Genomic DNA, 21184 nt, shown 5'->3' on the forward strand with positions numbered 1-21184 from the left:
AACAGCAGGGTCAGGTTGCAGTGAATACCCTCACGCTCGAGGATTTCCGCGGCCTTGATACCCTCCCAGGTGGAAGCGATCTTGATCAGTACCCGCTCCGGGGCCACGTCCATCTGTGCGTACAGGTCCATCAGGCGGCGGGCGCGCTCCAGTGTGGTCTTGGTATCGAAAGACAGGCGCGCATCCACTTCGGTGGAGATACGGCCGGGAACGATCTGCAGGATTTCACAGCCGATCTTGGCGGCGATACGGTCGACGCAAAGCTTGGTCTGTTCACTGCTGCTGCCCGCTTGGGTTGCTGCCCAGGCAATGGCGTCATCGATCAGTGGCTGGTATTCCGCCTGTTGCGCGGCTTTCAGCAACAGCGAAGGGTTGGTGGTGGCATCCAGCGGGGTGAACTGGCGAATGGCATTGATATCACCGGTGTCCGCCACTACCGCGGTCATCTCACGGAGCTGACTGAGCTTGTTCATGATTGTTATTGCTATCCCATCGATCGCTTTGTCGTGGCGGTTGGCGCACGACAAATGTAAACGTTTTCATTTTTTCGTTAGTCTGCCTCAGCAGAAGGATAAATACCAGAGGCGCAGGCATGGGTTTTCAACATCTTCTAGAGATATGTCTCCGTGCGATACGTTTACATCTATTATGGGTTGGCGGCTGATAGATTTATGTTATCTGGGCGAGAGATATATTTGATTTCACCGATCGCCGCGTGAGGCTTATCTTGACTCCCGTACCAAACAACAGACGTATTCAGAGTCAGGGAGAAACACTATGCAGAGTCGCACTTTCGATAACGGAACCCAGGGGGTTCTGGAATGTAACTACGCAGACAACTACTACGGTGATCAGGTATGTGTGCTGAAAAAATCGTAACCGCGTTCGTGACCAGGGCGCTTCTGAGTGCTTTGGAGGCGCAATACGGCGAGGACTCCTGCGCGCAGTAGTTTTCGCTGCGGGCCCAACTTAAGGAAGGGCCACCCCAGGAACCCAAAGGTTTTCATCCCCCAGTCTTGTTTCCATCCTTTATGGCAGCCCTGAGCGCTGCCTTTTTTGGGATACGCCATTGGTAGCGCGGATGCGGATTTCTGGCTGGCAAAAGTTGGCGCCCGCATAACCTGGGCTGCGCCGTTGCGCACTTCAGGTGGGCTAGGCTTTCGGCAGAATTTTTCCAATATCCAAGGAAGCTGCCATGCAATTAGCCTGTTCCCTGTATCTGAGGCTCGCGGCGATCATCGCTCTGGGGCTCGGCATGTCCCTGTCTTCACTCGCTGCAGATAAGCCCAAGCCCGCTACAGATGCCACCAAGGCCGCGAATAGTGCCTTGTTGAAGGAGCTCCCCTTTGCGGATAAAACCGCGTTTGAGCAGGCGCACAAAGGTCTTATCGCGCCACTGCCCAAGGCCATGATTAAAGGCAAGCAGGGCAATGTGATCTGGAACCCCGATCAGTACGGCTTTATCAAGGAAGGGGACGCAGCACCGGATACCGTGAATCCCAGCCTGTGGCGTCAGTCGCAGTTGATCAATATTTCCGGCTTGTTCGAGGTCACGGACGGTATTTACCAGGTACGGAATCAGGACCTCTCGAACATGACCATTGTTGAGGGAAAGTCCGGTATCACCATCATGGACCCGCTGGTTTCTGCCGAGACCGCCAAGGTGGCGCTGGACCTGTATTACCAACACCGGCCGAAAAAACCGGTGGTGGCGGTAATCTATACCCACAGTCATGTGGACCACTATGGCGGTGTGCGCGGTGTGGTGGATGAAGCGGATGTGAAATCCGGCAAAGTGAAAATTTATGCGCCGGTAGGCTTCCTTGAGGCGGCGGTGGCGGAGAATGTCATGGCAGGTACCGCCATGAGCCGGCGCGCCAGCTATATGTACGGCAATCTGCTGCCACCGGACTCTAAAGGGCAGGTTGGCGCCGGGCTCGGCACCACCACTTCCGCAGGTACGGTGACGCTGATTCCTCCCACCGACATCATCAAGGAGACTGGAGAGAAGCGGGTGATTGATGGACTCAACTACGAGTTTCTGTACGCACCTGGATCGGAAGCCCCCTCGGAAATGCTCTTTTACATCAAAGAGAAAAAGGCGCTGAATACCGCCGAGGACTCCACCCATACCCTGCACAACACATACTCCCTGCGCGGTGCAAAAATTCGCGATCCACTGGTGTGGTCAAAATACCTGAATCAGGCACTGGATATGTGGGGTGAGGAAGCGGAAGTGATGTTCGCGATGCACCATTGGCCGGTTTGGGGCAATAAAGAACTGAATAATCATATTGCCCTGCAGCGGGATATGTATCGCTATATCAATGATGAAACCCTGCGACTCGCCAACCAGGGATACACGATGGTCGAAATCGCAGAGAAAATTGAATTGCCTGACGCGGTGGGCAAACACTTTTCCAACCGCGGCTACTACGGCTCGGTCAACCACGATGTGAAAGCGACCTACGTGCTGTACCTGGGCTGGTTTATCGGTAATCCCGCCACCCTGCATGTGCTGACACCGGTGGATGCATCCAAGCGCTATGTGGAAATGATGGGCGGTGTTGATGCGTTATTGAAAAAGGCAAAAGCCTATTACGACAAGGGAGAATTCCGCTGGGTTGCCCAGGTGGTGAACCATGCGGTTTTCGCAGAGCCGAGCAATCAGGCGGCGAAAAATTTGCAGGCGGACGCCCTGGAGCAGTTGGGCTACCAGGCCGAGAGTGGTCCCTGGCGCAACTTCTACCTGACCGGCGCGCAGGAGCTGCGCAACGGCGTAGCCAAGTTGCCCACCCCAAATACGGCGAGCCCGGATACGATTCGCGCCATGGACCTGGATCTGTTCTTTGACTATCTCGCCATGCGGCTCAATGGCCCCAAGGCCGCCGGCAAACGCATCGTCATCAACATGGACTTCACGGATACCGGCGAGAAATACAAGCTGGAAATGGTCAATGGCGTACTCAATCACACGCCCAAGCGGCAGGGTAAAGACGCCGACGCGACCTTGCAGCTATCGCGGGAGACCCTGAATAACATTGTGCTGCAGCAGACCACGATGAAAGATGCGATCAGTGGCGGAAAGGTCAAGGTGAACGGTACCGAGGCCAAGGTGGATGAGCTGATGTCCTATCTGGACAACTTCGAGTTCTGGTTCAATATCGTCACGCCTTGAATCACTCAATTCCACAAGCGCGGGTATCCCCGCGCTTTTTTATGTCTGAATAGCGGGTGGCATATCAGTCTGCTTTTTCTATTGCTATCGATGGCGGGGAAGGTTAGTTTTCGGGCAGTATAGATTGGCAGTTTGACTAGGTGTTCGAGTATGAATCCCCGCTATCTCCGTTTGATCCTTGTGCCCGCGCTGGCCGCAATAATGGTCGCATGCTCCGGTCCGGAATCTCCCCAGGATGTGACCAAAGCGTTCTGGCAGGCTGCGGTGCAGGGAGATGCCGGTGAGGTTGCCGAATATTCCACCCTCAAGGCCCCCGAGCGTTTCGATGCCGATTTTGCGCGCTGGGCCGAGTACCAGCCCTCCTGGGGTCGGGTGATCATTGATAGCGATGAGGCCAGTGTAGTTTCCCGCTTTTCCAGTAAAGAGCACCCGCAATACCGCGGGCGCTCCTTTACCACCTATCTGGTCCAGCGGGACGGCGAGTGGCTGGTGGATTATGAGCGCACGGTCAGCAGCGCCCGCGGCGATGCTTTCGGCGACCTGCTGCGCCAGTTCGACCAGTTGGGTAAAAGCCTGTCGGAACAGTTTGACCAGTCGGCAGAGCAGGCCGGTGATCAGATGGACCTGATGCTCGAGCAACTGGGGCAGGAAATGGAGAAAGCCCAGGGCCAGATGAACGAGCAGGCGACAGAGGCTGTGGAAAACTTTTCCGAGGAGCTGCGCAAGGCACTGGAGAAAATGGATAAGTCACTGCAACGCGCGCTGGAAGAAGAGCAGGAAGCACCGGCAGAGGGGGACTCGAAGCAGTTCCACTCCGTAGCGCTGCGGAATCCTCTGCGTGCCGGGTAAAGCCCCTTCTTGATGGCCGATTATCTCGAAAAATTGCGTTTTCCCGCGGGCTCAGAAGGCCCGCTATTGTTGCTGCTATTCTGCGGTTCTCTGCAGTTTTTGCAAAGCCTGTTCCCCGATCCGTTTTTATATGAACGCGCCGCTATCGCAGGTGGGCAATGGTGGCGCCTGCTGAGCGGACATCTGGTACATACCAATACCGCGCATCTGCTATTGAACGGCGCCGCGGTAATCGCTCTCTGGCTGGTATTCGGCCGCAGCGCACTGCTTGGTAACCGCCATTCGGTCGCGAAGTATCTCGCACTGGTTGCGCTGCTGGCGCTGCTGATCAGCGGCGGACTCTGGCTCTGGTTTCCCAATGTCGATAATTACTACGGTATCTCCGGAGTACTGCACGGACTTTTCTGTTTCGGCGCCATCAGTGAACTTTCCCAGCGGCGCTGGTCAGGCGCGCTGCTATTGGCGGGCTGTGCTGGCAAGGTCGCCTGGGAGTGGATTGCCGGGCCGAGCGCGGCAACGGGTGCGTTGATCGAGGCGGAGGTGGCGATTTCCAGCCACCTGCTGGGCTCAGTATCCGGAACTTTGTTTGCGCTGGTATTGTGGATAACTCGGTCGGCTCGATGCGAAGGCGGCGCTATTCATTCAGCCGGCTGAGTGTAATAGAAGTCGACCGGATCATGTGCCCAGCAGTGCCAGCAGATCCTCACTGCTATCGGGCAGATTGCTGGACCTGGTCGCGTCGAACAGGGAATCCGCCAGGGCCTGTTTCTGCCGCTGCATCTGGTGAATCCGCTCTTCCACCGTGTTTTCCGCCACCAGCTTGTACACGAATACCGGCTTGTCCTGCCCGATGCGGTAGGCGCGGTCGGTGGCCTGGTTTTCTACTGCGGGGTTCCACCAGGGGTCCATGTGAATAACCACGTCGGCCGCGGTGAGGTTGAGCCCCGCGCCGCCGGCTTTGAGGCTGATCAGAAAAACGCGCGCATCGCCGTTCTGGAAGCTGTCAATCGCCTGCTGGCGTTTGCGGGTCTGGCCGGTGAGTTTGGCGTAATCGATGCCACGATCCTGGAGTAGTAATTCCACCAGCTTCAGCACCTCTGTGAACTGGGAGAAGATCAGAAGGTTGCGCCCTTCTTCAAGCAGCTGTGGCAGGGTTTCTGCCAGCCAGTTCAGTTTTGCACTTTCTTGTACGCCCGCAGCCTTGTCCAGTTTTACCAGACGCGGGTCGATACAGGTCTGACGCAGCTTCAGCAGGGCGTCGAGAAATTCGATATGGCTTTTGCCCATGCCCTGGCGTGCCACCAGTTCGCGGATGCGTTTCTCCATACTGATGCGCACGCTTTCGTACAGTGCCCGCTGTTTGCTACCCAGTTCAACATACTGGATGGTTTCCGTTTTGGGCGGCAGCTCGGCAACCACTTCGGTTTTGGTGCGACGCAGCATGAAGGGGCGCACCTTGTGCGCGAGTTCCTGCTGGCGCTCCACATCCCCGTGATTTTCAATCGGTGTGCGGTAGACCTGGTTGAATGTCTTGCGGCCGCCCAGCAGTCCCGGCAGGGCAAAATCCATCAGTGACCAGAGTTCCCCCAGGTGATTTTCCAGCGGGGTACCGGAAAGACACAGGCGGGTATCGCAGGGGATGCGGCGCACGTATTCGGCAATTTTGGTGGTGGGGTTTTTGATTGCCTGTGCTTCGTCGAGAACCGCGAGGCTGAAGCCGGATTCCTGGTAGTGCTCCCAGTCCCGTACCAGCAGGGGATAGGTGGTGATCACCAGATCGCTAATCTGAAGCGCATCGAAGGCCGTGGCGCGGTGTGGCCCGTGAATCAGGGTGACGATTAGCTGGGGGGTGAACTGTGCGGCCTCGTGCAGCCAGTTTCCGGTCAGGCTGGTGGGGGCGACAACCAGGGCCGGTTTTTCCAGCTGGCCGGATTCCTTCATATGCTGTATCAGCGCCAGGGTCTGCAGCGTTTTACCCAGGCCCATATCGTCCGCGAGGATCCCGCCGAAGCCGTAGCGCTGCAGAAACACCAGCCAGTTAAATCCATCCTGCTGATAGGGGCGCAGCGTGGCATTGAGTGTTTTCGGCAGCGGAATATTCTCCAGCCCGGAATAGTCACCCAGCTGCTCGATCATCTTGCGGGTGGCGGGGGCCTTGCGCTGGTCCAACTCTGTCATCTCGGCAAACTGTGCGGCCTGGTAACCGGGTAATCGCACTGTACTGCTGAGTTTTTTCTCTTTCAGCAGATCCAGCAGCAGGCCGTGGATACCTTGCAGTGGTTTGGTATTCACACTCACCCAGTCTCCGCCCACATTGAGCGTGAGCTGGTCCGGCGCATCGTGCTCCAGCCAGTGTTCCACCACATCGATAATGGGAACCTGTCGGCCGTTATCCAGTGTCAGTTCCAGGCCAAATTCAAACCAGTGCTCATCGCTGTCCGCCAGTTGCAGCGCGATATCCGCACGATCCACTTCAAACTGGTAGCTGGGATCTTTATCAATGACCCAGCCCTGCTTTTCCAGCTCTGGCAGGGTTTCCTGCAGCAAGGTATTCCAGCGCTGGGGGATATCGTCGGGAGCGCTGGGATCGGGCAGCCACACTTCCTCCTGTCCGCCGAGTACTTCGCGAATCAGGTACAGGTCCTGGGCGTGAATCGCATCGCAGTAACGATGTTCCTCATCCACATTGCGCCGGATATGGTAATAGGCGCCATCGCGCTCTCGCGTGAGTTCCTGCCCCTCGAAATGTCGGCTGTAGGGCGGTGCCAGGGCAAACCCGGCGTAGTCGAAATACAGTTTCAGTGCCGGCAGCCTGTGCTGGTCGAGTTTGCAGCCCACCAGGGTGATATGCGGGGTAAAGCTACTGACGGTGTGCAACTCTGGCTCGATCGGCAGCGGCAACTGAGCGGCGGGAATCTGCTGGCGCAGCTGTACCGACATAAACCCCAGTTCGTTTTCCGGAACCGCAGGCATATCCAGCAGGTGCTGAATTTGCGTGACGGGCAGCGGTGAGATGATGTCGCCAATGGTGGCGCTCTCGCGGTCCAGGTAACAGGGAGGAGTAACCGGAATGAGTTGCCAGTGGTCGCGGGATTTCACGCCTTCCAGATTGGCGACCAGCTGTTGCATCTTGTTGTCTTCCGGGTGCCATTGCCAGCTCAACCGTTTACCCGCGGCCTGCTGCAGGGCACAGTCGTCCAGGTAAAAGCGTCCGCTGTCGAGCAACAACATCAGCGCCCGATGTCCCTGTTCGCCAAGTAGCCCCAGGCGGCCGGCGGCATTAATACGGGGCAGTAACTGCAGGATGGTGACATCTTCGTCCAACAGGTGGCTGGGACGGTTCCAGCCCAGGTTGACGGTATCCGGAGCAAAATGTCGCAGCTGGCTCCAGCTGTCATCTTTTTTCAGGTAGGCCTTCTTGGTGGACAGGCGCGGGGCGCCCCGTTCATCCTCTTCGAGGAAATACAGCAGATAGTGCCGGCCGTGCTCCAGTGGGGCCGGCTCTGTAGTGGGGGCCGGAGGCAAGTGCGATAACCACTGCTGCCAGGCAGTCCCGGCGGGCTGGACCGGTTTTTTGATGGGGGTGGGTGATGGCGCCGGCGGCTCGGCTTCCCGCTGTGTTTCCTGTAACAGGGCCAGCGCAGTGGCGACCGCATGCTTGCAGTTGAGCCCGACTGGGCAGGAACAGAGTCCCACCAGCCGGCCGCGATCCACATCCAGCTCCACCCGGTAGATATAGCGCGCCGAACCTTTTACCCGCCCGTGATAGGTACCTGAATCCTCATCGTAAGATGCCTCCACCACCCGCCCGCGGGCGAAATATTCCTCGCCACCGGCAAAGGTGGCGTCGTCGACCATGCGGTGGATACTGTTGAGGGTGAAGGTAATCAAATACGGCTCCCGGACAGTTTTTACGGATGCGACTGGGGTGCAAACCTTGCACTTTAGCACGAGTTGCGGGCTTGGCAGAGGGGCGGCCGGTAAGCCGGGGCAGACGGAGCGACGTGGTTTGGAGTAGCATGAGCGCCACATCACGCACCTATTGTTTGCCTTTTGTTTACCTTGTTGGTGCCGCCACGCCTGGCGGTGATATTACGGGGTAGCGAACCGGTATGGAGGGAATTCTTCGGTGAAGTCCATTTCGAGTATTCATGGCTCAATAAAACCCAAAAAACTTTTCAGCAAGGCCGCACTGATCAGCCTGTCGTTGGCACTTGCTCTTGCGGGCTGTGAAAAAGAAACCGCAAAAGCGCCTGCCGAACTCGCGTCAAAAATAGAAACCCTGGAAATGCGCGCGCCGAATTGTCCATCCGCGGATGAGTGCACGGTGGTGAATATCCGGCGGGAAGTGTTTGCCGACCAGCCGGCGCTGAATGACGCCATCTACGAGCAAATGCTGCGACAGTTGCAGGGAAACGGTGAGCCTGATGCTGATCCACAGGATTCCCTGGAAAAGGTTGCGCAGAAATTTATTGATGAGGCCGCGAGCGTTTCGGATATTTCTGCCGCCCAGTGGCGACTGGATGGCGATGCGAAAAAACTCGCCCGCTATGGCGACCTGCTGACCATTACCGTCAATAGTTACCTGTATACCGGTGGCGCGCATGGCATGCCGGTGGCCCGCTGGTTGAACTGGGACCTCGCACAGGAAAGGCGGGTATCGCTCGCGGATGTGCTCGAACCGGGGCAGGAAGAGGCATTCTGGAAGCTGGCTGCAGCAGCGCATCAGCAGTGGCTTGATACCCAGAAAACGGACGAGGATTTTCGTCAGAACTGGCCGTTTGCTCACAGCGATGACTTCAAGCTGGATCACAATGGCCTGGAGTTGCTGTACGGCGTCTATACCCTCGGTCCCTATGCCATGGGTGAGGTGAAATTGAGTGTGCCCAGAGAAAAACTGAAGGGCGTTGTACGCGACAATTACCTGTCGCAAGCGGGAAACCACAGTGACTGAAAGCAGTACCCAGCCCCAGGATATGCCCCTGGAACTCAGCGAGCGAGACCAGCGCGGCAATATCTGGCGACTTGCCATTGCCCAGGCGCTGGCCGGCGCCAACTCCGTGGTGGTGTACGCCACCGGTGCAATTGTCGGCAATACACTGGCGCCGAGCGCGTTACTGGCAACCCTGCCGCTGTCGATATTCGTGGTGGGTATGGCCCTGTGTACTTTGCCTGTAGGCGCCATTGCCGGGCGCTACGGCCGACGCACTGCGTTTCTGGCCGGTGCGGGCTGTGGCGTGCTCGCCGGCCTGCTGGCAATGTACGCCTCGTTTACCAGCGATTTCTGGCTGTTCTGCCTGTCGACCTTTTTCGGCGGTGCCTACGCCGCGGTGGTGCTGTCGTTTCGCTTCGCCGCCGCCGATGGTGTCGCCCCCGCACGCAAGGCGCGGGCACTTTCCATGGTGATGGCTGGCGGCGTGGCTGCCGGTGTAGTCGGCCCGCAACTGGTGACCTGGACCATGGACCTGTGGCCGCAGCAGCTGTTTGCCGTCACCTTCCTTGCGCAGGCAGCCGTGGCTGCGCTTTCCGCGATCATCCTGTTTGGTGTACGCCTGCCAAAACCCAGCGCGGCGCAAAAGCGCGGTGGACGTCCGCTCGCTGCCATCGCGCGACAGCCGCGCTTTATTGCCGCCGCCACCTGCGGGGCGATCTCTTACACCCTGATGAACTTTCTGATGACCGCCGCCCCGCTGGCCATGCACATGCACGGCCACTCCACTGCATCATCCAACCTCGGTCTGCAGTGGCATGTGATCGCCATGTTCGCACCGAGCTTTTTCACCGGCAGAATCATCGCGCGCTTCGGCGCAGAGCGGGTGATGATCGTGGGGCTTGTATTAATTGGTATATCCGCCGCCGTCGGCCTGAAGGGCGCCGAGGTCGCGCATTTCTGGTGGACACTGATTCTTCTCGGCCTGGGCTGGAACTTCGGATTTCTTGGTGCCTCCGCACTGGTCCTCGAGTGTCATACCGACGCAGAGAAAACGCGTGTGCAGTCCTTGAATGATTTCATCGTGTTCGGTCTGATGGCCCTGGGCTCTTTTGCCTCTGGCGGAATTCTGAGTGTCTATGGTTGGAACACGGTGCTGTGGGTATCTTTTCCGCCCCTGGCGATAACGGTGTTGGCGCTGCTTGTGCTGCAGTTTAGGGAAAAGCCGGTCAACGCGAGGGTGGACGCGGTCGAGCAGTAACGTGCGCGCGCGGATGGGGGTGACTATTGCGTCATTGCGAGTGGCGCTACCGGGCCAACCTGTCAAGCCCAGCCATCATACCAATTTATCTTGCCTGTAAGACCAGTCATGGTAACATCTAAACACCAATACTTGGCCCATTTAGTCATCGTCTGAACGGGCCAGGGCTTTCGAGTTTGAGATCGGGTTGCGTTAGATGAAAACTGAATTTGTGACCAGCGGCCGTCGTATATACCAGCAAGTGGTAGAGAAGATGCTGAAGCTTCTCGATAGCGGCGAGTACCCACCTGGGGTGCGCTTACCATCCGAGCGTGAGCTGTCGGAAATGTTCGACGTAAGTCGTCCAAGTATCCGGGAAGCCATTATTGCACTTGAGGTCATGGGGCGCGTTGCTGTACGCACGGGTTCTGGTGTTTACGTCATTGAACCGGTCAGTGTATTTGCTGACAGCAAGGAATTCAGTCCGTTTGAGCTGACAGAAGCTCGCGTGCTGGTAGAAGGCGAAGCGGCCGCTCTGGCGGCAACCATGATTACTGAAGAGCAACTGGAAGACTTGCGCAGTGCCTACCGGGATATGGTACGTGAGAACGAAGAGGGCAATCTGACCTCCGAGCGCGCGGACCGTAAATTCCATGAGGTGATCTCGCGTGCGACCCAGAATCGCGTACTGGTCAGTACCATCAACAAATTGTGGGATATTCAGGGGCAGTCACCTGATATCCAATCGGTTCACAAGTCTGTGTGTAAGAAAGACGGCCAGAAGCGACTTGCGGAGCACAAGGCCATTCTTCAGGCGCTGGAAAGTGGCGATGCCTGTGCCGCGCGCAAGGCGATGCGAATGCACTTCAGCCGCTCGCTGAATGCGCTGCACGATGCCTCAGAAGCAAAAGCCGTTGAAGTGGTGCGTCGGGAAGTATCAGAGCGGCGCAAACGCTTTTCCATTGACCGCCTGGGTGAAACCACCGGATTCTGATCGCGTCCAACCAATCGATTCTGTAAAGGCCATACCGATACGACGGTATGGCCTTTTTTTTGTTGTATTAAAGAGCCAGTAAAACCCAGACATAAAAAAGCCCGCTCTGGGCGGGCAAATAAACTCCGACAGGCGGCACCCTGCCAGATGGAGAAGAGACAACCAATCAAACAAACCGAAGGGCCTGCAGCCATACTTTGAAAGATGGGTTGCAGGCTCCCACATGCCATGGATAGCGCTTAGAACTTGGCCTTCAGGCCAAGGAATACTCGCGGTCCGTAGCTATTCAACTCACCCAGGTTGTCGCGGGTGTAGAAGTACTGCTTTTTCGGCTCATCAAACAGGTTGATGGCTTCAAGGCTTACTCTCACATTATCGGTGACACGGTAAGAAGCTTTCATTTCCCACACGCCGACATCACCGACATACCGCAGACGGGTGCCATTGCTGGTGTAGGGCTGGAAGTACTCGCTGCGGTACTTGTAGATCAGGCTCGTATCGAGATCGCCGATCTGATAGTACAACTGGCCAGAGAAAACATTCTCGGAGAAGCCGGGGATATTACCGGGAGCGATGATACCGATGTTCTCAGAAACGACTTCACCGGCTTCATTCAGAACAACCGAGTCGCCGTACAGACTGTCCTCAAACTCGAAGTCCGAGTCGGCATAGTTGTAGCTGGCCTTCGCGCCCAGTCCGCTCAGGTAGCCCGGCAGATAAGAGAAGCGATGGGTTGCCGTCATTTCGAAACCGGTCAGCGCACTGGTGTCTTCATCTGTACGCGTGATATTGAACTGAGCCGGGATGGTCTGGCCATCAACCTCGAAAGTTTCGGTAATTTGCGCGGTTTCGAATCCACCTTGGAAGCGCTTGTGGTAAACGCCAAATGCGAGCATGGTGTCGTCGTTCGGGTACCACTCGATTGCCGTGTCGAAGTTCCAGGAGGTTAGCGGCTTCATGTTCGGATTGCCATCGCCGCTCACGCCGTCCAGCAGGTCGGCAACATCAACGATGTCATCCGATCCGTTGGTGTCGAATGCGCGCTTGTAGCCCAGGTCAGCCGGATCCGGACGGGATAGACCGCGATAGACGGCACCGCGAACCAGCAAGTCATCTCTGACATCTGCCACCAGGTTGAAGCTGGGTAAGAACTCGGTGTAATCGCCACCGGCGATTACACGCTCAAGATCTGCACCTTCAATCTCTTCCATGGCGTAAGTGCCATCAGTATTAGTAATGATGGTGTAGGGGGTGCGGTAACCGACAGATTCCACTTCAGTCTGCACCACGCGTACACCGACATTGCCGTGCACCGGAGTGCCCGCGAGTGAGCTAAAGAAGTCCGCCATCACGTAGGCGGCGGTGGTGGTTTCTGTCACGTCAGTGAGATTGGCACTTTTCTCGTCCAGTTCCGGGTAGGCAAAGCTTTCTCCCAGGTGATTGAGGACCATGTCCGCAACACAGTTGGTGTCAAAAGTTGCCCACTCACTGGTGCGGCCGATGACGTTGCCGTTCTCATCCACGGTGGTTATGAGGCTGCCATCGCTGTCGGCATTCATGAAATCGCTCTCCGGGAAGGCGATTGCACAGGCTTCGTTGATGGCCAGCAGCGCAGCTTCGCTCTCGTCGTCACCGCGATCGATTTCGTAGGTGTCGCGGGCGCTACCCAGGTCTACATATTCCTGTTCCGAGAAACGGAGGCCACCGCGAACGGCAGTGATGAATTTTCCATCCAGGCGCAGATCAAAGTCGGTGCGGAAAGCTTCGTTACTGTTGCGACGATCGACATCGTTATCGATGCGGATGCGGTACTCGTCAGAGAACAGACTGTGGTCAGTTACGTCAAAATCGCTAATGGTGTACTGACGGATCTCGGAGTCCATATCCCAGTAAACAAGTGGGCGGTATCCGGCCGCGGTGGAGTCGCCGAAGATGTCGCTGTTATCAGACTGTGTGCGCAGCAGTATCTGCTTTTCGTCGCGGGTCGTCTCCGAGAAGGAGTAGTCTGCGGATACCGTCAGGTTGTCGGTAAAATCGTAAGAGACGTTCAGCCCGTAACCCAGGTAATCCTCTGTCCGTGCGTAAGTTTCACTGTTGGATTCGATCGCGGTTTCGCCGGCCCACTCGAGAACGGTACCGGTGTCTGTAAACACGAGATTTTCGGCCGTGACTCCCGGAGTTGTACGCTTCTGGTTTGCAAAGTTCAGGTCATGACGCTGTTCAGATTGAACACGCTCTGACTGTTGCAGGTCGAAGTTAATGTCGGTCTTGTCATTGGGCTGGAACTGCAGGGCAACAAACACAGCATCGCGCTTGTCCGAGGTGTCGTTCTGGCGGTAGCCATTGGAGCTTGGCGCGAATGCGTAGCGTGTACCGTCGCTTTCAGCCTTACCGGTCTCCGGATCTACCGCGGTCTGGTAGCCCTGGTTACTGGAACCATCGATTTGATCTTCACAGTCACCGGCAGATGCGCGGAAGAAGCCTTCGTTGGTGTTGCTCGGATCATACAGACACGCGTAGCGCGAGGAGCCGCTAGGACTGGAAGAGCGCATCTCCGATTCTGGCTGGGAGATGTCGCTCTTCTCGAGGCCGAGAGAAACACCGAACGCCATGCCGTTTTCGAACTCGAACTGGTCTACATAGCTCGCGCTGCCGCGGAAGCCCATATCTCCGGCCATCGGGTCATCGAGGTTGGCCTGGTTCGGGTTGATATTGGCTTTGGCATCAATCTGGAAGCGCTGCTCACCGTATTCCAGTGGCTTGAGGGTCTCCAGCGCAATCAGGCCAGCAACGCCGCCTTCAATCAGGCTGGCATCCTGGGTTTTGTAAATCGCGACCTTGTTCATCAGCTCGGATGGAAACTGGGAGAAGTTCACCGAGCGGTCACCACTACCGTTGGAAGCGGAACGGCCATTAATCGTCGTCGCGCTCAGGTAGGGGCCCATACCACGGATGGAAATTTCGGTGGCGCCGCCGTTTTCACGGTGAGAGGAAGCACCGGTTACGTTTTCCAGTGCTTCACCGATGGACAGCGCGGGCAGATCACCGATCTCGTTGGCGGACATGCCGTCAACGATCGTGGTGGAGTTACGTTTGATATCGATGGTGGTCTGGATGGTAGCGCGGGTGCCGGTTACGACAACCTCTTCGAGCGCCTGGTCGGATTCTACGATCGCAGATTCCTGTGCATGGGCCATGCCCATATAAGAAGCAGCGGTGACCGCAGTCACCAGGATGGATTTCTTAAAGCATTTCCCGGAAAAGCTTTCTTCTTTAGCCATTACATCTCTCGCGTCTTTATTATTATCACGCATGATTACCCCCAAGGAAGTCTGCGCTAGTTGATAGTAACAAGGGCGCCCCGTATTGACGCCTTTTTCATCGCTCATATCGCGGAATTTCTTATAAGCCTTTTGACCAGTGACAACCGCTTTTGGTCGACCACCCGCGATCTGGCCAGCACAAATTCTCACCTGCCTGCAAGACAGTCAACCAATTTTAAGGAAAAGTTCACATTTTGGACTGACCCCTGCCTGTTTTTTGTGCATTAAGAGTCGAAATTTCCCTTGGCGCACCAAGCTGGCGCAAAATTGGAGAGGTAACTGGTTAGCCTGATTGGTTGACAATTATTTTTGACCAATTTAGTCTGGACCCATAATAACTCCGGTATGCCACTTTGTGCCCCGCTATGGTGCGAATATGGGTGGGCGCACGGGCAGGCAATTCGGAATAACGAAAATCCAGAAAAGCGATTCAGGTGATCATGAGAGCTTCAGGAATCAAACCACTGCTGGCCGCCACGCTGCTTACCTGCGGGCAGGCATCCCTGTTCTGTGTTCAGGCTTCTGCTGAGGAATATCTGGTGCACAGCCAGGAGGAATACGCGAAGGTAGCCAGACGTCTTGAAGCTGGCGATACCGTGGTGCTCGCAAACGGCATCTGGAAGAATTTTGAAATTCTGTTCACTGGGAATGGAAAAAAAGAGAATCCCATTACGCTTACGGCGCAAGAGAAGGGCAAGGTAGTCCTCAGTGGGCAGTCCAATCTGCGTCTGGCAGGAGAGTATCTGGTGGTGTCCGGCCTGGTATTCAAGGATGGCTACACCCCGAGCAGTGAGGTGGTTGCTTTCCGGCGCAATAAAGAGCACCTGGCTAACCATTCCCGCGTAACCGAAATTGTGATTGAAGACTTCAGTAAGCCCGAGCGCATGGATTCAGATTACTGGGTCGCTATCTACGGCAAGAACAATCGCTTCGATCACAGTCATCTTGCTGGCAAGCGCAACAAGGGTGTGACCATGGCAGTGCGCCTGAATAGCGAAGGCAGCCAGGAAAACCGTCACCGTATTGATCACAACTATTTTGGTCCGCGCCCGGTGCTTGGCTCCAATGGTGGAGAGACTCTGCGCATTGGCACCAGTCACTATTCCCTGACTGATTCTCTGACAGTAGTCGAAAATAATTTCTTCGACCGTTGTGACGGCGAGGTGGAGATCATCTCCGTCAAATCCGGCAAAAATATTCTGCGTAATAACACCTTCTTTGAATCCCGCGGCACCCTGACCATGCGTCACGGTAACGGCAACCTGATTGAAGGTAACGTGTTCCTGGGCAACGGTGTGGATCACACCGGTGGTATTCGCGTGATCAATGCGGGCCAGGTAATTCGCAACAATTATCTCGAAGGTCTCACAGGCTATCGGTTTGGGAGTGGGTTCACCGTGATGAACGGTGTTCCCAGTTCTCCCATCAATCGCTATCACCAGGTGGTGAACGCGCAGATCGAGAACAACAGCTTTATCAATGTGGAGCATATACACCTGGCTGCCGGCAGTGACCAGGAACGCACTGCGGTACCGCAAGACTCCACTATTGCCGACAATATTTTTTATACCGAGAGCGGCAAGTCGCCATTTTCCGTATTCGACGATATTTCCGGTATTACCTTTGCCAGCAATATTTCCAACGGGTTTGTGGACAAGAAAATCCACGAAGGTATTGATCGGGGTGTTGGCAAACTGAAGCGCGCCGACAATGGTCTGCTCTATCCAACCAGCAAATCAGCGGCAGACAAGGGCGCTAGCAAAGACCTGGTGGTCACCACCCGGGAAATGACCGGTGTCTCCTGGTATCCGAAGTCCGAACCGGTTACCCCGTTTGATAGTGGTAAAACCGTCCGGGTGCGACCCGGTGAGAATGCCTTGTTCGATGCCATCGCCAGCGCGGCCGATGGCGATACTCTTGTGCTCGAAAGCGGCGTCTACAACGCAACCAAGCGCCTGGATATCAACAAGACTCTGACCATCAGGGCGAAAAAGCAGGGCAAGGTTACTCTGACCAGTGGGCGTCCGGTGATGTTTGAAATCCAGGACGGCGGCAGCCTGTCTCTGGATGGTCTGGTCATCAGCGGGGCCAACAGCCCGGACAATGCGGGTAATATCCTGATCCGTACCGCGGTGTGGGGCATGCTGAAGAACTACCGCTTTTCCATGACCAATAGTCGCGTGGAAAATCTGGATATCAACCACTCATACCATTTTTTCGACTCGGGCCTGCGCGCCTTTGCCGATACCATCACCCTGGCCAACAACCAGTTTGAAAACATCTCCGGCGACCTGCTCAAACTCAACAAAGAGACCGATGACCTCGGTGTTTACAACGCGGAATATGTGATCGTTACCGGAAACACGATCAAAAACGTGCGGGGCGCGTTGATTGACCTGTACCGCGGCGGCACCGACGAAAGCACGTTCGGGCCGCATATCGATTTCAGCGACAACACCGTTACCAGTTCCGGCCAGGGCAAACGCAACAAGGCGCAGGCGCTGATCAAGCTGCATGGCACCCAGGTGGCTGATATTCATGAAAACCGTATTGAAGGCAGTGCGGGCATCGTGGTGGAGCACACCGTGGGTGAGCCGGTAACGCATATTGCCAATAACCAGTTCTTCAATGCGCCCTTGCCTGAAATAACAGAGCTAGTGGCAAAAGGTCCGCACACGGCAGTGCTCGCCAACAATCAAGTCAAGAACTAATTAAAAAGAAGAAGTAAATCCATGTTTGGCAATTCTGTTTTTAATCAGCAAAAGATATTCGCCGCCGGCGTCGCGCTCGCCGCGGGGGTGTCTGCCGCAGTTCTTGCGATGAATCCCCTGGCCGCATTTGCGGCAGATCACCCGAACCTGGTGATCAACGCTGCAGATGTAGATGCCATGCAGGGCGCGGTTGAGAAGCCGGGTCGTTTTCGCGAAGCCTTCCTTGCTACTCAGTCGGCGGTTAATCGTGCACTGGAGGCACCGCTGGCGGTGCCGGTCCCGGCTGACGCGGGCGGTGGTTACACCCACGAGCAGCACAAGAAGAATTACCAGCTGATGTACAACGCCGGCGTGCTGTATCAGATCACCGAGGATCCGAAGTATGCGGAACGCGTACGGGATATGTTACTGGCTTACGCTGAGCTGTACCCAAACCTGCCCTTGCACCCCAAGCGCCGTGCGGGGGCGACCAATCCGGGTAAGCTATTCTGGCAGAGCCTGAATGAAGCCGTATGGCTGGTTTACACCATTCAGGCCTACGACTTGATTCGTCCTTCTCTTTCTGATGCGGAAGCGAAAAAGATCGAGCAGGGTGCACTGCGTCCCGTGGCCAGGTTTCTTTCAGTAGATTCACCGAAAACTTTCAATAAGGTGCACAACCACGGTACCTGGCTGACCGCTGGCGTCGGTATGGCCGGTTATGTGCTGGAAGAGCAGGAGTGGGTTGAGCAGGCGCTGTTGGGCCTGGACAAGTCTGGCAAGGGCGGCTTCCTTCGCCAGCTAAGCACCCTGTTTTCACCGGACGGTTACTATAACGAAGGGCCCTACTATCAGCGCTACGCACTGATGCCGTTCGTGACCTTTGCCAAGGCAATCGAAAATAATGAGCCAGAGCGGCGCATTTTCGAATACCGTGACGGTATCGTGCTGAAAGCCATCGATACCACCATCCAGCTAAGCTACAACAACCTGTTCTTTCCGATTAACGATGCGATCAAGAGTAAGGGGATCGATACTTCGGAGCTGGTGCTCGGTGTGACCATTGCTTTTGGCGAGTCCGGTAATCCGCAGCTGCTCGATATTGCCGCCCGGCAGGATCAGATTCTACTTTCCGGTGATGGTCTCAAAGTTGCCCAGGCGCTGGATGCCGGCGAGCAGCAGCCCTATGAATTCACGTCATTCGCCTTCCGCGATGGAAAAAACGGTGATGAAGGCGCGCTGGTCGTACTGCGCCAGCAGGCCGATGGTGATCAGGCGTTGGTTTTCAAGCCTGCCGCACAAGGCATGGGGCATGGTCACTTCGACAAGCTTACGTGGCAGTTTTACGACCGCGGAGCAGAAATTGTTACCGACTATGGTGCCGCGCGCTTCCTGAATGTAGAGGCCAAGAACGGCGGTCGCTATCTAAAAGAAAACGAAACCTGGGCCAAGCAGACCGTGGCCCACAATACGGTTGTGATCGGCGAAACTTCACACTTCGACAACAACCTGAAAGTGGCCAACCAGAATCATCCGGATCTGCTGTTTTTCCACGCGGATGATCAGGTCAAGATCAGCTCTGCCGAAATTGACTCAGCCTACCCGGGCGTGAGGCTTAAGCGCACTCTGGCGTTGGTGAATGATCCGCAAAGTGGCAGTGCCTTCGCCATCGACTTGTTTAATGTTGAATCCAACAAGCAATCTCAGTTGGATCTGCCGTTGCACTATAACGGTCAGCTGGTGGACACCAATTTCAATCTGCAGGGCTACACCGATAGCCTGCAAGCGCTGGGTGCTGATAACGGTTATCAGCATCTTTGGTTGAAAGCCCGCGGTAAACCGGAATCCGGCCTTGCGCAGATAACCTGGCTGAACGACAACGGCCGGTTCTACACCCTGTCCAGTCTGGTCGATGGTGAAACTGAGCTGCTGTTTACCGAACTTGGTGCCAATGACCCGGACTTCAACCTGCGCTCCGAAAGCAGCTTTATCGCCCGTCGTGACAATACCCGTTCGCACACTTTCCTGAGCGTGCTTGAGCCCCACGGTGAGTACAACCCGTCGCGGGAATACACCGTGAGAGCGGAAAGCCGGGTAAAAGCATTGGCACACCTGCGCAGTGGAGCTCTTGAGCTGATTGCGATCAGCACCAAAGAGGGTACTACGCAGTTACTGGCGTATAACCGCGATAGTGATATCGCGCCAGATATCAAGAACACCTTTGAGTTTCGTGGCAGTGAATACAGTTTCATCGGCCGCGCCAGGCTCTTTCAGATTAAAAATTGAATAAGACGGAAAGGTTATGCCCGCAACTGATGCATTTGTTCAGGCCCAGGATATTGACGTCGAAGATCTCGGCGGCGGTATCAAGCGACAGATTCTCGGCCACGACGACAATTTGATGATTGTTCGCGTTTGGTTTGAGGAAGGCAGTATCGGCTATGTTCACAAACACCCGCACACTCAGGTGAGCTACGTGGAAAGTGGCGAGTTCGAGGTGCAGGTAGATGGCCGCACAAAACTGCTGAAAGCTGGCGACAGCTTCTATATTGCGCCCCATCTGGAACATGGTGCTGTGTGTAAAAAGGCCGGAGTGCTACTCGATACTTTCAGCCCCTACCGGGAAGACTTTCTGGGTAGTTAAACAGGACAATAATAATGAAGAACTTACGCTGGACTATTGTGTCCCTGGTGGCCCTGGCCACCATCATCAACTACATCGACCGAACCGCGCTGTCGGTAATGTGGCCGGGTATCGCTGATGATCTGGGGATGGACAGTCACGATTACGCCAACATTATGAGTGTATTCCTGATCGCTTACGCTATCGGTCAGGCAGTTTTTGGGCGCGTATTCGACGCAATCGGCACGCGTCTCGGATTTATGTTGTCGATTGTAGTTTGGTCCATTTCCATCGCGCTACACGCGCTGGCCAGTTCGGTAACGTCGTTCAGTATTTTCCGTACCCTGTTGGGCTTTGGTGAGGCGGGCAACTGGCCTGGTGCAACCAAGGCCAATGCGGAGTGGTTCCCGGCGAAGGAGCGCGCTCTCGCCCAGGGGATCTTCGGCGCAGGCGCGTCTGCGGGCAGTATTATCGCGCCACCTCTTGTGGCATTCCTGTATGCGTTCCTGGGTTGGCAGGCAACCTTTGTTGTGGTCGCGCTGCTGGGTTTTATCTGGCTGGTGCCATGGTTGATCATTTACAAGAGCGGTCCCGACGCCCACCCGTGGATTACAGCGGAAGAGCGCGAACTGATTCTCTCTGGGCAGATTACCGCGGAAGAAAACGAAGACGAGTATGTTCCGACGTTGCGCGAGCTGCTGTCTCACCGCCAAAGCTGGAGCGTAATCTCTGCAAGGTTCTTTATCGAACCGATCTGGTGGTTGTTTGTAGCATGGCTGCCGCTCTACCTGAACGACAAGTTTGGCTTTGACGTGAAGGCAATCGGTGCTTCTGCATGGATTCCTTACTGCGGCGCGGCAGCCGGTGCGCTATTCGGCGGCTGGTTGTCCGGTAAGCTGATGAGCAGTGGCTGGAGTGTGAACAAGGCCCGCAAGTTTGCGGTGCTGTTTGGCGGCTGCTGTATGCTCCCCGCCCTGCTCGCTACAACGGTAGCAGCAACACCTGCTACAGCGTTGGCCCTGATTACCGTCATCCTGTTCGGCTTCCAGGCCGCTATCAACAATATCCAGACGCTGCCCAGTGACTATTTCTCTGGCAAGAGTGTTGCCAGCCTCGCCGGTATCAGTGGCGCCGTTGGTGTAATCAGTGTGATTACTGCGATTCAGTTGGTGCCGATTATCACCAACGATGGCACCTATTACCCGCCATTCTTCATTCTCGGTGCTTCTTTGGTCCCGCTGATGTTGATTTCGGTTCTGTTTGTTGGGGGGCGTATCAAACCAGTGCGTAGCAAACAGGAAAAAAACCCACTCGCTGAAGCAGCGAACTAAATCAAGCTTGAAATATCTTCGATAAA

The 21184-nt window shown here is 55.8% G+C and carries 13 protein-coding genes; 10 read left to right on the top strand and 3 right to left on the bottom strand.

Annotated elements, in window-relative coordinates:
* Positions 1-476, bottom strand: a 476-nt coding sequence (locus tag B4U49_RS14455) for a transaldolase family protein (RefSeq protein ID WP_275078290.1), incomplete at its 3' end; no start/stop codon positions are given.
* Positions 477-1195: 719 nt separating this feature from the next.
* On the opposite strand from B4U49_RS14455, the gene B4U49_RS14460 reads away from it, so the two are divergent.
* From B4U49_RS14460 to rrtA, 3 genes are all read left to right on the top strand, one after another.
* Positions 1196-3178 (top strand): alkyl/aryl-sulfatase, encoded by a 1983-nt coding sequence (locus B4U49_RS14460; protein ID WP_078085317.1) that lies wholly within the window; start codon positions 1196-1198, stop codon positions 3176-3178.
* A 150-nt stretch (positions 3179-3328) separates the two neighbouring features.
* Positions 3329-4027: a hypothetical protein gene (locus tag B4U49_RS14465; protein ID WP_078085318.1), complete on the top strand. Its 699-nt coding sequence runs from the start codon at positions 3329-3331 to the stop codon at positions 4025-4027.
* A 12-nt stretch (positions 4028-4039) separates the two neighbouring features.
* A complete protein-coding gene (gene rrtA / locus B4U49_RS14470) occupies positions 4040-4681 on the top strand; it encodes a rhombosortase (protein WP_078085319.1) in 642 nt (213 codons plus the stop codon).
* Positions 4682-4702: 21 nt separating this feature from the next.
* Here the strand turns inward: rrtA and B4U49_RS14475 are convergent, their stop codons facing one another.
* Positions 4703-7918, bottom strand: coding sequence for a DEAD/DEAH box helicase (locus B4U49_RS14475; protein ID WP_158078631.1), 3216 nt, complete (start codon positions 7916-7918; stop codon positions 4703-4705).
* Between the two features lie 238 nt (positions 7919-8156).
* On the opposite strand from B4U49_RS14475, the gene B4U49_RS14480 reads away from it, so the two are divergent.
* The 3 genes from B4U49_RS14480 to B4U49_RS14490 all read left to right on the top strand — a co-directional run bounded on the left by B4U49_RS14480 (position 8157) and on the right by B4U49_RS14490 (position 11191).
* Entirely contained in the window at positions 8157-8981 is an 825-nt protein-coding gene (locus B4U49_RS14480) for a DUF3298 and DUF4163 domain-containing protein (protein WP_078085321.1), read from the top strand.
* Positions 8974-10218 (top strand): MFS transporter, encoded by a 1245-nt coding sequence (locus tag B4U49_RS14485; protein ID WP_239692650.1) that lies wholly within the window; start codon positions 8974-8976, stop codon positions 10216-10218. The genes B4U49_RS14480 and B4U49_RS14485 overlap by 8 nt, the downstream gene beginning before the upstream one ends.
* Before the next feature lie 196 nt (positions 10219-10414).
* Positions 10415-11191 (top strand): FadR/GntR family transcriptional regulator, encoded by a 777-nt coding sequence (locus tag B4U49_RS14490; RefSeq protein ID WP_078085322.1) that lies wholly within the window; start codon positions 10415-10417, stop codon positions 11189-11191.
* A 239-nt stretch (positions 11192-11430) separates the two neighbouring features.
* Here the strand turns inward: B4U49_RS14490 and B4U49_RS14495 are convergent, their stop codons facing one another.
* Positions 11431-14472 (bottom strand): TonB-dependent receptor, encoded by a 3042-nt coding sequence (locus B4U49_RS14495; RefSeq protein ID WP_078085323.1) that lies wholly within the window; start codon positions 14470-14472, stop codon positions 11431-11433.
* 482 nt (positions 14473-14954) lie between these two features.
* On the opposite strand from B4U49_RS14495, the gene B4U49_RS14500 reads away from it, so the two are divergent.
* Genes B4U49_RS14500 through B4U49_RS14515 form a run of 4 tightly spaced genes read left to right on the top strand, consistent with a single transcriptional unit; the run spans position 14955 to position 21158 of the window.
* Positions 14955-17225 (top strand): chondroitinase-B domain-containing protein, encoded by a 2271-nt coding sequence (locus tag B4U49_RS14500; protein WP_078085324.1) that lies wholly within the window; start codon positions 14955-14957, stop codon positions 17223-17225.
* 21 nt (positions 17226-17246) lie between these two features.
* Positions 17247-19490: a heparinase II/III domain-containing protein gene (locus B4U49_RS14505; RefSeq protein ID WP_078085325.1), complete on the top strand. Its 2244-nt coding sequence runs from the start codon at positions 17247-17249 to the stop codon at positions 19488-19490.
* A 16-nt stretch (positions 19491-19506) separates the two neighbouring features.
* Positions 19507-19848 carry a cupin domain-containing protein gene (locus B4U49_RS14510; RefSeq protein WP_078085326.1) on the top strand — a complete coding sequence of 114 codons (342 nt, stop codon included), beginning with the start codon at positions 19507-19509 and terminating at the stop codon, positions 19846-19848.
* Positions 19849-19862: 14 nt separating this feature from the next.
* Positions 19863-21158, top strand: coding sequence for an MFS transporter (locus B4U49_RS14515; RefSeq protein WP_078085327.1), 1296 nt, complete (start codon positions 19863-19865; stop codon positions 21156-21158).
* Positions 21159-21184 lie beyond the last annotated feature (26 nt).

Source organism: Microbulbifer mangrovi, from assembly GCF_002009015.1.
In the GTDB taxonomy this organism is placed as follows: Bacteria; Pseudomonadota; Gammaproteobacteria; order Pseudomonadales; family Cellvibrionaceae; genus Microbulbifer; species Microbulbifer mangrovi.

Excerpts from the sequence above, each read along its gene's own strand:
- B4U49_RS14510 (WP_078085326.1), top strand. The coding sequence starts at position 19,507 with ATGCCCGCAACTGATGCATTTGTTCAGGCCCAGGATATTGACGTCGAA.
- B4U49_RS14460 (WP_078085317.1), top strand. The coding sequence starts at position 1,196 with ATGCAATTAGCCTGTTCCCTGTATCTGAGGCTCGCGGCGATCATCGCT.
- B4U49_RS14500 (WP_078085324.1), top strand. The coding sequence starts at position 14,955 with ATGAGAGCTTCAGGAATCAAACCACTGCTGGCCGCCACGCTGCTTACC.
- B4U49_RS14465 (WP_078085318.1), top strand. The coding sequence starts at position 3,329 with ATGAATCCCCGCTATCTCCGTTTGATCCTTGTGCCCGCGCTGGCCGCA.
- B4U49_RS14495 (WP_078085323.1), bottom strand. The coding sequence starts at position 14,472 with ATGGCTAAAGAAGAAAGCTTTTCCGGGAAATGCTTTAAGAAATCCATC.
- B4U49_RS14515 (WP_078085327.1), top strand. The coding sequence starts at position 19,863 with ATGAAGAACTTACGCTGGACTATTGTGTCCCTGGTGGCCCTGGCCACC.
- B4U49_RS14490 (WP_078085322.1), top strand. The coding sequence starts at position 10,415 with ATGAAAACTGAATTTGTGACCAGCGGCCGTCGTATATACCAGCAAGTG.
- rrtA (WP_078085319.1), top strand. The coding sequence starts at position 4,040 with ATGGCCGATTATCTCGAAAAATTGCGTTTTCCCGCGGGCTCAGAAGGC.
- B4U49_RS14505 (WP_078085325.1), top strand. The coding sequence starts at position 17,247 with ATGTTTGGCAATTCTGTTTTTAATCAGCAAAAGATATTCGCCGCCGGC.